Source organism: Pseudomonas sp. ICMP 460, assembly GCF_002723595.1.
Classification (GTDB): Bacteria; Pseudomonadota; Gammaproteobacteria; order Pseudomonadales; family Pseudomonadaceae; genus Aquipseudomonas; species Aquipseudomonas kitaguniensis.
Genome location: NZ_LKBR01000020.1, coordinates 1 through 11,468 on the forward strand (window position 1 = coordinate 1; position 11,468 = coordinate 11,468).

9 protein-coding genes and 1 pseudogene are annotated in these 11,468 nt (G+C 59.0%); 3 read left to right on the plus strand and 7 right to left on the minus strand.

The window, feature by feature from the left end; translation table 11 throughout:
• Positions 1-245: 245 nt before the first annotated feature.
• A pseudogene (locus AO240_RS15030) lies at positions 246-395 on the plus strand (LysR family transcriptional regulator); the annotation flags it as partial.
• An 895-nt stretch (positions 396-1,290) separates the two neighbouring features.
• On the opposite strand, the gene AO240_RS15040 reads toward AO240_RS15030, so the two are convergent.
• From AO240_RS15040 to AO240_RS15050, 3 genes are all read right to left on the minus strand, one after another.
• Positions 1,291-1,800: a GNAT family N-acetyltransferase gene (locus tag AO240_RS15040; RefSeq protein WP_099237133.1), complete on the minus strand. Its 510-nt coding sequence runs from the start codon at positions 1,798-1,800 to the stop codon at positions 1,291-1,293.
• A 19-nt stretch (positions 1,801-1,819) separates the two neighbouring features.
• Complete coding sequence (locus tag AO240_RS15045; RefSeq protein WP_099237134.1) at positions 1,820-2,233, minus strand: NUDIX domain-containing protein; 414 nt, start codon at positions 2,231-2,233, stop codon at positions 1,820-1,822.
• 156 nt (positions 2,234-2,389) lie between these two features.
• Entirely contained in the window at positions 2,390-3,715 is a 1,326-nt protein-coding gene (locus AO240_RS15050; RefSeq protein WP_099237135.1) for an HD domain-containing phosphohydrolase, read from the minus strand.
• Between the two features lie 412 nt (positions 3,716-4,127).
• On the opposite strand from AO240_RS15050, the gene AO240_RS15055 reads away from it, so the two are divergent.
• Positions 4,128-5,750 (plus strand): FMN-binding glutamate synthase family protein, encoded by a 1,623-nt coding sequence (locus AO240_RS15055; protein ID WP_099237136.1) that lies wholly within the window; start codon positions 4,128-4,130, stop codon positions 5,748-5,750.
• 16 nt (positions 5,751-5,766) lie between these two features.
• On the opposite strand, the gene AO240_RS15060 is transcribed toward AO240_RS15055, so the two are convergent.
• The 3 genes from AO240_RS15060 to AO240_RS15070 are packed head-to-tail and all read right to left on the minus strand — an operon-like array spanning position 5,767 to position 8,661.
• Positions 5,767-7,332: a glycosyltransferase family 39 protein gene (locus AO240_RS15060; RefSeq protein WP_143505383.1), complete on the minus strand. Its 1,566-nt coding sequence runs from the start codon at positions 7,330-7,332 to the stop codon at positions 5,767-5,769.
• Positions 7,313-8,290 carry a glycosyltransferase family 2 protein gene (locus AO240_RS15065; protein WP_099237138.1) on the minus strand — a complete coding sequence of 326 codons (978 nt, stop codon included), beginning with the start codon at positions 8,288-8,290 and terminating at the stop codon, positions 7,313-7,315. The genes AO240_RS15060 and AO240_RS15065 overlap by 20 nt, the downstream gene beginning before the upstream one ends.
• Positions 8,287-8,661, minus strand: coding sequence for a GtrA family protein (locus AO240_RS15070; RefSeq protein ID WP_099237139.1), 375 nt, complete (start codon positions 8,659-8,661; stop codon positions 8,287-8,289). Before AO240_RS15070 ends, AO240_RS15065 begins: the two co-directional genes overlap by 4 nt.
• Positions 8,662-8,883: 222 nt before the next feature.
• Here AO240_RS15070 and AO240_RS15075 point away from each other — a divergent pair, with 222 nt between their 5' ends.
• Positions 8,884-10,008 (plus strand): OpgC family protein, encoded by a 1,125-nt coding sequence (locus AO240_RS15075; protein ID WP_099237140.1) that lies wholly within the window; start codon positions 8,884-8,886, stop codon positions 10,006-10,008.
• Positions 10,009-10,055: 47 nt separating this feature from the next.
• On the opposite strand, the gene AO240_RS15080 is transcribed toward AO240_RS15075, so the two are convergent.
• A complete protein-coding gene (locus tag AO240_RS15080; protein WP_099237141.1) occupies positions 10,056-11,468 on the minus strand; it encodes an amino acid permease in 1,413 nt (470 codons plus the stop codon).

Below are 11,468 nucleotides of genomic sequence, written 5' to 3' on the forward strand. Positions count from 1 at the left end.
GTAGGTCTTTCGTTCTTGCATGGAACCTCCTGATTGGGCGAATCATATCGCCCTTAAGAGGTGTCCGGGATCATTAGGCCAGTTCAGCTTGCTCGCGATTACGGTGTGTCAGATAAATATCTTTCAACTGACACACCGCAATCGGGAGCAAGCCCCCTCCCACAGAAAGCAAAAAAAAGCAGATCTCCTGTGTATGCAAAACCCGCTTTTGATCTGCTTCAACCACTCAGGTCGGCTTTCAGGCCGCCGTGCTCTTGGGTGAGAAAGGCTTGTTTGCGACGCTGTACGCGGGAATTCGTGCCGACATGCTGGACGCGCCGTACATGCGTGATTTTTTGCTGACGGCGATAGACACCTCATTTTCGACACTGGACGGCGTGAGCGCGGTGCGCTGAGGAAGAACCCCAAACCAAACGGGATCAACCTGTGGGAGCGGGCTTGCTCGCGATATTTTCGACACTGGACGGCGTGAGCGCGGTGCGCTGAGGAAGAACCCCAAACCAAACGGGATCAACCTGTGGGAGCGGGCTTGCTCGCGATGGCGGTGTGTCAGTCAATTCATGTATCAACTGTAAAACTGCTATCGGGAGCAAGCCCCCTCCCACAAAAAGCAAAAAAAACAGATCTACNCTGCTATCGGGAGCAAGCCCCCTCCCACAAAAAGCAAAAAAAACAGATCTACTGTGTATGCAAAACCCGCCCTTGATCTGCTTCAGCCACTCAGGTCGGCTTTCAGGCCGCCGTGCTCTTGCTTTTGATCTTGATCTGAGAAGCGCCCCGTTAAACCACGATGGCCGCACGCAGGCTTGAATCCGTGGGTAACCCGGCAGGACGCCGGGTTAGCCGCGCTGGGCCAAGGATGGCCCATCNCCACTCAGGTCGGCTTTCAGGCCGCCGTGCTCTTGCTTTTGATCTTGATCTGAGAAGCGCCCCGTTAAACCACGATGGCCGCACGCAGGCTTGAATCCGTGGGTAACCCGGCAGGACGCCGGGTTAGCCGCGCTGGGCCAAGGATGGCCCATCGCGGCGGCCCACGGATTCAAGCCTGTGGGCGGGCATGCCGAGCCTAAGCGAGGCACCGAGTGGTGGGGCGAGAGCGTTTTGGTTACTTTTGGGCTCTATCAAAAGTGACTCGATGTAAGAGCGAAACCGATACAAGCCATCACCAAAAGAACGGATATGTACGAAAATCCAAAGAACACATCGAACCCGCTTGCTGCGCGACAGCGCCACATCAAAGATGCAGTGGGCCCTCCCACAAAAGCGCTCTTGATCCAACCACTCAAACGCTCAGTCACACCCCCTGAGTTCGCGCCACATATGAACCTTGTCGAAATACTCAACCCCCACCCGCACCGCCAACGGCTCCAGGCCGTACTGGATAAACCCGCAGCGCTGATACAACGCAAAGGCCGCGGCATTGCCCGCAGTAACAGTCAACTGAATCACTTTGAGCCGCGGTTGCTTGCGCGCTTGCGCGACGGCCGCTTCGACCAACTGTCGACCTAAACCGCGCTGCTGATAAACCTCGTTCACGTACATGCCAAACAACGTCACCTTGTGCCGCGCCTTCTCGCGCGACTCATAGGCCAGGCCGACAATGCCGGCCAATACGTGCCCGTCGAAGGCGCCGAGCAGCCGATCAAGCGGGCTGTCCAGGCGCTTTTCCCACCAGCTCAACGGCATCGCCGCACGCTCTGCCACGCTGGAGGTAAACGCTTGCGGGTAAGCGCCGTACGCCTCAAGCATCAAGGCGCGATATGCCTCGGCATCCTGCGGGCCAAGCGCGCGGATTATCATAGGTTGCAGCCCTAGCGAATCAAGCGGAGGTGGTCAGCGATGCGCGATAAAACGGCAGGATCAGGTCGCGTGTCAAGGGTGCCAATTGCAAGCCGCCATCGCCTGCCGGGTCGATCCAGCGCACTTCTTCGATTTCCGCTGCGGGGGTTACGGGCACGTCGATGTGCACCTGGAACAGCTCGGCGTGCACGGTGAAACCCGGCTCGTTGGCGGCTGGGGCCGAGAAGTGGCCCAGGTACACGGCGTCATCAGGGTTGATGCGCAGGTTCAGCTCTTCGTGCAGCTCGCGGGCCAGTGCCTCGGCGGGTTGTTCACCGGCGTCGATCTTGCCGCCCGGTTGCATGAACGCCTGAGTACCGCGCTTGCGCACGAGCAGGGTTTGGCCGTCGCTGCCAATCAGCAGGGCGGCGGCGATGCGGAGAGTAGAAGTCATGAAACGATCACCTGAAACGCAAAGCCGCAAGGATCACACGGCGATGGGCGTACGGCAATCCAGCGGTGGGTCAGCCGCTATGTTCATCCACTGAGACACCGCCATCGCGAGCAAGCCCGGCTCCGACAGTGAGCGCGTTGTGCCAGGTGTATTGATTTAGCAGTTCTTGATGAACACGCTGTAGCGCGCGCCTTCCATGGTTTCAAAAGCAATCAATTTATCCACCAAGGGCAGGTTCAACACTTTGCCGGCATTGAGCAGCAACATGCCATTGTCGGCGTTCAAGTTGCGCGCCAGCACCATGCCCTCCTCCAGCTCGCGGGTGCCGAGGACCTTGACGTTGGGGTCGCCGAGGGTCACGTCGTTAACGTAGGTGGCGCAGACCTGCACAAAGTCTTCGACCATCTGTGGGTCGTAGAGGCGCCCGGCGTATTTGCGGATGTACAGCAGCGCTTCGTCGCTGTTCATCTGGCGTTCCAGGATCAAGCCTTTTTGCAGCTCGATAAAATCCACCGCCAGTTTCAACAGCCGCGAACCCGCCGGGATCGCCTCGCCCTTGAGGTGGTCGGGGAAACCGCTGCCGTCCCAGCGTTCCTGGTGGTGGCGGATCAAACGCGCAGCGTCTTTCATCGGCTCCAGCGTCATCAACAACGATTCGCTTTGCGTGGCATAAGCGCGATAACGCTCACGGTCGCCGCTGTGCAGCATGTCCGAGGGCGAGACCATCATGCTGTCGCTCCAACTCAGCTTGCCGATGTTGTAAAGCGCCGCAGCCATGGTCAGGTCGCGGTTGCTGGCCGAATCCACGCCATGCGCCACGCACCAGGTGCGCACCAGTTCGATGATCTGCCGGTTGGTCTGCTTGGCGCGCGGCAGGCGCAGGTTGGCCAACAGCGAGAACACCTCGGTGCCGGTGGCGTAACTGTGTTTGAGTTCTTCATAAGCCAGGTCGAGCATGTCGGCGGTTTGCTGCAACTCACTGGTGCGCGACGCCACGCGTTTTTCGAGGGTGGCGTTAAGTTGCCTGAGTTCCTCGTTGTGCTGCAGGATCAGTTGCTCCAGCCGCCTGCGTTCGCGCTCGGAATGCTGATGAGCGAGGGATTGGCGCAACGCCAGGAGCAATTCTTCGTCGTTCCAGGGTTTGCTGAGGTAACGGTAGATTTCGCCTTCATTGATGGCTTTGACGATCAGGGTCAGGTCGGTCTCGCCGGTCAGCAGGATGCGCACCGTGTGCGGGAAGTGTTGATGGATATGCGCCAGCAACGAAGCGCCGTCCATGTCCGGCAGGCGCGCGGCACTCATCACCAGGTCGATGGGTTGCCGGGCGAGAATCACCAGGGCATCAGCGGCGCAGGTGGCGCTGTGCAGTTCAAACGGCTCATGCTGCAGCAGTTGCGTGAGGCTGTGCAGCACCTGCGGGTGGGCATCGATCAACAGCACCACGGCACGTTCGGCATCGGTGTAAGTGACTGGCTCGCCCATGGAACGCCTCGCATTGTCAGTGTGCGTTCCCTACGGTGTGGGTTTGCCTTCCTGGCGATTACTCAACAGTTTAGTTGGTTTTGCCTAACGTAATGCCCCGCACTGTCAGTGCATCAAAAAGCCGCCCCAACCTCTGGCGCGGCCTCCAAGGTGACACATAAATCGCTCACGCCTCGGCTTTTTTCGGGCTGGAGCCAAACGGTTGCCGTCACTGTGTTGATGCGCAAAGGTTGCCCCCGCAAGGACATCGCTCGTAAGCTGGAAATCGCCGCTGAAACCGTGAAGCCCATAAGAAAAACCTGCACAGCACGCCAGGGATCAACTCCCGGCTGGCGCTGTTGTTGACCTCTGATCAGGCGCACACCCGCTGATCGAGCCGCGTACCTGATGAGTCCGAACCAAGGAAATCTGCATGAGCCTGTCGTTGCTAAGCCGTTACGCCTTCTTTGCCGTGTGCGTCATTTTCACCCTCGCCAGCCTGCCGTTTATCCACCATGAATGGCTGTGGCCTTTCACCGTGGTCACCGGCCTCCTCAGCCTGATTGGCCTGTTCGACCTGCTGCAAAGCCCGCATGCGGTGCGCCGCAATTACCCGATTCTGGGCAATATCCGTTACTTGGTAGAGGCCATCCGCCCGGAGATCCGCCAGTATTTGCTGGAGTCAGACAGCGACGCCCTGCCCTTCTCGCGCGCGCAACGTTCGCTGGTCTACTCGCGCGCCAAAAACGAAACCGCCGACAAGCCCTTCGGCACCTTGATCGATGTGTACCAATCGGGTTTCGAATTTATCAGCCACTCCATGCGCCCCGCACCGCTCAGCGACCCCAATGCGTTTCGCGTGATCGTCGGCGGCCCACAGTGCACGCAACCGTACTCGGCGTCGGTGTTCAACATCTCGGCCATGAGCTTCGGCTCGCTGAGTGCCAACGCGATTCGCGCGCTCAACCAGGGCGCCAAGCTCGGCAACTTTGCGCATGACACCGGCGAAGGCAGCATCAGCCCGTACCACCGCGAAAACGGCGGCGACCTGACGTGGGAGCTGGGCAGCGGTTACTTCGGCTGCCGCACCAGCGATGGCCGATTCGACCCGGAACGCTTCGCCGTGCAGGCGCAAACCCCGCAAGTGCGGATGATCGAAATCAAGATGAGCCAAGGCGCCAAACCCGGCCATGGCGGCATCCTGCCCAAGCACAAAGTGACCCAGGAAATCGCTGAAACGCGCGGCATTTTGATGGGCGAAGACTGCATCTCGCCGTCACGCCACAGCGCGTTCTCCACGCCCATCGAAATGATGCAGTTCATCGCCCAATTGCGCGAACTGTCCGGCGGCAAACCGGTGGGTTTCAAGTTCTGCCTGGGCCACCCGTGGGAATTCATGGGCATCGCCAAGGCCATGCTCGAAACCGGCATCTTGCCGGACTTTATCGTGGTGGACGGCAAGGAAGGCGGCACCGGCGCCGCGCCTGTGGAGTTCACCGACCACATGGGCGTGCCGCTGCGTGAAGGTTTGTTGTTTGTGCACAACACCCTGGTGGGCCTGAACCTGCGCGACAAGATCAAGCTGGGTGCCAGCGGCAAAATTGTCAGCGCGTTCGACATCGCCAGCGTGCTGGCCATCGGCGCCGACTGGGCCAACTCGGCGCGCGGCTTTATGTTTGCGATTGGCTGCATTCAGTCGCAGAGTTGCCACACCAACAAATGCCCCACCGGCGTCGCCACACAAGACCCGTTGCGCCAGCGCGCGCTGGTAGTGCCGGACAAAGCCCAGCGCGTGTTCAACTTCCACCGCAACACGCTGAAGGCGCTGGCCGAAATGCTCGCCGCAGCGGGCCTCGACCATCCGTCGCAACTGTCGGCCAAGCACTTGGTGCGGCGCATGTCGGCGACCGAGATCAAGCTGTTTTCGCAGTCGCACGTGTTCCTTAAACCGGGCGAATTGCTCACCGGCGAAGTGAGCGGCGAGTTTTATTCGCGCATGTGGCAGATGGCACGCGCGGACAGTTTTGAGCCGCTTGACGTGGATGTGATCAATTGACCGCAACGTGCGTGTGCTAATGATGACTGATGGTTGGCGGCTCCGCAGGCGTTTGCGGCGGCGCGCCCGCTGGTCGGATGGCAATCAGTTCGGCTTTGGAATCGCCCACCGTGATTGTTTGCAACCGCTGCCAGTTATCAGGGTACTTGTGGGTCAAGCTCCCGCCCCCAACCCCGTCGAACAGCCAAAGTCTACCGGAGGCGGTTGCAAGCAGCTCCAGCGTCTCCACGTAGATCTGGTCGGCTTTATCACTGCTGAGCGTCGACATCTGATACCCATCCGAGCGGGTGGATGTTCCATCACTATTGATCGGCACGTAAAACATTGGTGGCGTGTCGTTTCTGAAGTAGTACTTCATGGGTAGATATAGATAAAAGTCCAGTACCAGCACGCCGTCTCCGGCGCGAGAAACTGCAGTCACTTGCCTCGCCAACACATCAAAGGTGTTGAAATCCTGCATGTTTTGAGGCTGCTTACCGTAGACGGTATGCAGCCCGTCCAGTTCTAAAAAAACCATCAAACCCAACACCGTTAAAAAAGCGATCCGGTGTCGCGCCACAAGCATATCAAGCGTGACGGCAATAATCATTGGATAGGCCAGCGTCGCGAACACGAAGTAACGTTCAATAAACATCGGCTTGAATAAAGACACGATAATAATCAACACAATCGGCGACCACGCATACGTCACCAACAACAAAAACTTATCCCTCTGCCCTTCCCCCTTGACGACGATGAAAATAGACATAACAAGCAACGTCAGCGGCAACGCATATAAAACACTCAGAGAGTGCTCTGAACCATCGCTAAAATTCAAGAACTTCCAAACGACTCCGACTATATACTCCCACTTCAACGGTGGTATCCAGTTAAACCCAGAGTACCGTAGTTGCTGTATAAAGCTCGGCAGCCAAGGGATGAACATGATCGCGATGATCAGGTTGGTTACCCACCACGCGGGCCTGAGCAAGTACCGCTTTTCTTCGCCGTGTGTACGCGTCAACAACGTCAAGTACAGCCAGTGCGCGAACGCACACACCACAGTGAAGTAGTGTGTATAAAGCCCGGCGACCATCAGCAAGCAATAAAAAACCAACGGCCATCGGCTACGCGAATTTTTAAGCCAGTAGACCAAAGCGATCGTTGCGCCGAGCATTAACGTCGCATGTAACGCGTACATGCGAACTTCCTGGCTGTAGCGCACCGCGATAGGCAACAGTGCGACCAGCAGGCCGCCCAGCAGCATCGCTCGCCGGCTGCTCAGCAGACGCATCAGCCACATGGCCAACGCCACACTCACAACACCCAACACCGCACTCAGGAAACGCGCAGCGTGAACGCTGTCACCGAACAGCTGTATCCAACCATGCAATATCAAATAGTAGAGGGGCGGGTGAACATCACGTGCTGTGTGGAAGAGTATCTCGGCCGGCGATTTGGCACTGAGTAACAGACTGAACGCTTCGTCCGTCCACGCGCCCGACTTGTCGATAGCGTGAAACCGCACCACGGTGCCGACAATCAATATAAACGCGACGAGAACGCTGGTCATGCGTGCGTTGTTAAACAGAGTGCTCTTCACGCTCCACCCGCCTGAGGCTGTTTTCCCGGTCCAGGTTCATCTCGACTTTGCTGGCGATCACATACCTTGGCCGGTGCTTCGTCTCCATATAAATACGCCCCACATACTCCCCCAGTATGCCAACCCCGATCAGTTGCACGCCGCCCAGAAACAATATCGCAGTCATCAATGACGGGTACCCCGGCACTGCATTGCCGAACAGCACCTTGTCCACCATCAGGTACGCGGCATACACCAACGCGAACAGCGAAATGCACCCGCCGATGTAGCTCCACAAGCGCAGCGGCAAGGTGCTGAACGAGGTGATGCCGTCCAGCGCCAGGTTCCACAGTTTCCAGGCGTTGAACTTGCTTTGGCCGGCTGTGCGCGGGGCACGGTCGTATTCGACAATCGCCACGGTAAACCCGGCCCACGACAACACCCCTTTCATAAATAACTGCTGCTCGGGCAGGGCCTTGATGACGTTCACCACCTTGCGGTCCATCAGCCGGAAGTCGCCGACGTTTTCTTCAATGTGGGTGTAGGCGATGCGGTTGAGCAGTTGATAAAACATCGACGCGCTGTGGCGCTTGAGGTAGCTGTCGCTTGCGCGGTCACGGCGCTTGGCCAGCACCACGTCTGCACCTTTTTGCCATTCGGCGAGTAAGTGCGGGATGACCTCAACCGGGTCTTGCAGGTCGACGTCGATGGGGATCACTGCATCGCCCTGGGCATACTCCAGCCCGGCGAACAGCGCCGCTTCCTTACCAAAGTTACGCGAGAAGTTGATCAGCACCACGTGACGGTCAGCCAAGGCAATCGCGTGGGCGAACTCGGCGGTGCGGTCGGTGCTGCCATCGTTGATAAACACAATATCGACCGTGTGAGCACGCAGCGCAGGCTCTTGCCGAATGGCGTGATAGAACACACCCAGCGTGTTTTCCTCGTTGAACAGCGGCACCACCAGCGAGATCTTCATTGCGCTCGCTCCCGAAAAACCACCCACTTCGATACGAGAAACCCGCACACCAGGCTGATCAGTGAAAACACCACTAACGTGACGATCCCCGGCAGTTGCCAGCGGTCCGCTAACGCACCGACACCGAGGCTCACGCCGCCCATGCAGAGCATGAACAACGCATAGCTCGGCAACGAAGCCGGCGAGGCAAAGGTGTAGAGCGCATTCGCATAGAAGGAAAAGGACGCCGCCGTGCAGAAGGACACAAGATTGCTGGTGGCCTGGCTGACGTCAAACGCGGCGAACAAAACGAAAAACAACTGCCAATGGATCAGCGTATTGGCAACGCCGATCACCGTATAACTGGAAAATCCCTTCCATACTCTGCTCATCGCGGCGTCCTGTTGAGGCTGCGCCCAGCAAGCCACGGCAGCTGAGCGGCGTCTACTGTCAGAATTAACAGGGTCACCGCTGCGCGGTTGAGACATTCAGCAATACCCAGCTTTTGCAATTGCTTACAAATATCGCCAACCTGCCACCGTCAGACGTGTGCACTGCAACACGCCTGACGTTCGTTTGCCATTCCTCAACTACTTGTTCAAGAGCCCGCCGCCATGCTGAACGGACGCGACCCGCGCATCGATTTTTTTCGGGGCCTGGCGTTGATCTTCATTTTCTGGGATCACGTCCCGCACAATCCCCTCGGCCAAATTACCCTGCGCAACATCGGCTTCAGCGATGCGGCCGAAGTGTTTGTGTTTCTTGCCGGCTATGCCTCCGTGCTGGCCTACAGCAAGGTCTTGCAGCGCGAAGGGTATTGGATGGCCTGTTTGAAGATCCTGCGACGCACGTGGGTGTTGTACGTGGTGCACATCTTTCTACTGGCGATGTTGATGGGCATTGTGTTCTTCGCCAACAGCCATGTAGAGACCCGCGATCTGGTCGAAGAGATGGGCCTGACGCATTTCGTCACGAACCCGCAGCAAGCCCTCGTCGATGAATTGCTGCTGCGCTTCAAGCCGAACCTGATGGACCCGCTGCCGCTGTATATCGTGCTGCTGGCCGGTTTGCCGTTAGTGCTGCCGCTGCTGTTGCGCAAGCCGTGGGTGGTGGTCGCGGTGTCGATGGCGGTTTACCTGCTGGCACCGCTGCTGGGTTGGAACCTGGCCGCGATTGCCGACGGTGTGTGGTACTTCAACCCGGTCACCTGGCAGTTCCTGTTTGTACTCGGTGGCGCCGCCGCGATTCACGCGCAACGACCCCGCGTGCAGGCTCAGCGGCCACTGCTGCGCCAGCCGTTGTTTGGCATGGCGGCGGCCTACGTCGTGGCCGCCGGGGTGATCACGATTGCCTGGCGTTGGCCAGAAGTGCATGACGCGTTGCTGCCCTCTGCCGTGAGCGAACGGCTCTACCCGATCAGCAAGACTGACTTGTCGCCGGTGCGCCTGCTGCACTTTCTGGCCCTGGCCTACGTGACCGCCAAACTGTTGCCGGGGCGTGCCTGGACGCAACACTGGCTGGCGCAGCAGACCTGCCGAATGGGGCGTTATTCGTTGGAAGTATTCTGCCTCGGCGTGTTGCTGGCGCCGTTGGCGGATATGGTCAACGCGATGGCCGGCGATGCCTTCGCCATGCAGATTTTTACCGCCTTGATCGGCGCCGCGCTGATGGCCGCGCTGGGGGCCTGGCTGCAGTTCAACCAACGCCTGAGCCAGCCGCCTCGCGCGGCCACCGTCTGAATAACAAAAAGCCCCGTGACCGGGGCTTTTTATCGAGCGCCTGAACCTCAGGCTTGCGCACGCGCCGCAGCATAGGTGGGCTGCAACTTGAACACATAGAACAACACAGTCAGCAGTACCAGGAACACCGGGCCGACGTACAGCGCCACACGCGTGTCGGGGAAGTACGCCATCAAGCCCACCACCAGCACCAGAAACGCCAGCGCCAGGTAGGAACTGACCGGGTACAGCCACATGCGGTACTGCAGGCCATCTTGCTCGGCAGGGCTCAGGCTTTTACGGAATTTGAGCTGGGCCAGCAGGATCATCAGCCAGGTCCAGATCGCACCGAAGGTGGCGATGGAGGTCACCCAGACGAAGACTTTCTCCGGCACCATGTAGTTGAGCAGCACGCCCAGCAACAGCACGAAAATCGACAGCAGCAACGCCTTGCGCGGTACACCATTGCTTGAGGTGGTGCCGAAGGCGGCCGGCGCCTGGCCGTTCTGCGCCAGGCTGTAGAGCATGCGCCCGGTGCTGAAAATGCCGCCGTTGCACGACGACAGCGCGGCGGTGATGACCACGAAGTTGATGATGCCCGCAGCGGTCTTGATGCCGAGGCGTTCAAAGGTCATCACGAACGGGCTGCCCTGGGTGCCGATTTCATTCCAGGGGTAGATCGACAGAATCACGAACAACGCGCCTACGTAGAACAGCAGGATGCGCCAGAACACCGAGCCGATAGCGCTGGGGATGGTCTTTTGCGGGTTCTTCGCTTCGCCGGCGGTGAGGCCGATCATTTCCACACCCAGATAGGCGAACATCACCATTTGCAGGGACATCAACACGCCGCTCACGCCATTCGGCATAAAGCCGCCGTGCGCCCACAGGTTGGACACCCCCAGCGCCACGCCGTCATTGCCGAAGCCGAAGGCGATGATGCCAACGCCGCCGATGACCATGGCAATGATCGTGACGATCTTGATCAGCGCGAACCAGAATTCGAACTCACCGAACGCCTTGACCGCGATCAAGTTGATGCTGCCCATGCTGACCAACGCCGCCAAGGCCCAGATCCAGCGTGGCACATCGGGAAACCAGACGCCCATGTAGACGGCCACTGCGGTTATTTCCGCGACGCAGGTGACCAGCCACAGGAACCAGTAATTCCAGCCGGTAAGAAAGCCGGCCAACGGGCCGAGGTAGTCTTGTGCGTAGCGGCTGAACGAGCCGGCGACCGGGTTGTGCACGGCCATTTCGCCGAGGGCGCGCATGATCACCAGAATCGCCAGGCCACCGATGATGTACGCCAGCATGATCGCCGGGCCGGCCATTTCGATGGCCTTGGCCGAACCCAGGAACAGGCCGACACCAATACAGGCGCCGAGCGCCATCAGGCGAATGTGGCGTTCACCAAGTTCGCGTTTGAGCGGGCCGCGTTGAGCGGTCTCGCCATGGGGCAGTGGGTTGCCAACGGGCAT

Excerpts from the sequence above, each read along its gene's own strand:
- AO240_RS15040 (WP_099237133.1), bottom strand. The coding sequence starts at position 1,800 with ATGATAATCCGCGCGCTTGGCCCGCAGGATGCCGAGGCATATCGCGCC.
- AO240_RS15045 (WP_099237134.1), bottom strand. The coding sequence starts at position 2,233 with ATGACTTCTACTCTCCGCATCGCCGCCGCCCTGCTGATTGGCAGCGAC.
- AO240_RS15050 (WP_099237135.1), bottom strand. The coding sequence starts at position 3,715 with ATGGGCGAGCCAGTCACTTACACCGATGCCGAACGTGCCGTGGTGCTG.
- AO240_RS15055 (WP_099237136.1), top strand. The coding sequence starts at position 4,128 with ATGAGCCTGTCGTTGCTAAGCCGTTACGCCTTCTTTGCCGTGTGCGTC.
- AO240_RS15065 (WP_099237138.1), bottom strand. The coding sequence starts at position 8,290 with ATGAAGATCTCGCTGGTGGTGCCGCTGTTCAACGAGGAAAACACGCTG.
- AO240_RS15070 (WP_099237139.1), bottom strand. The coding sequence starts at position 8,661 with ATGAGCAGAGTATGGAAGGGATTTTCCAGTTATACGGTGATCGGCGTT.
- AO240_RS15075 (WP_099237140.1), top strand. The coding sequence starts at position 8,884 with ATGCTGAACGGACGCGACCCGCGCATCGATTTTTTTCGGGGCCTGGCG.
- AO240_RS15080 (WP_099237141.1), bottom strand. The coding sequence starts at position 11,468 with ATGCCCGTTGGCAACCCACTGCCCCATGGCGAGACCGCTCAACGCGGC.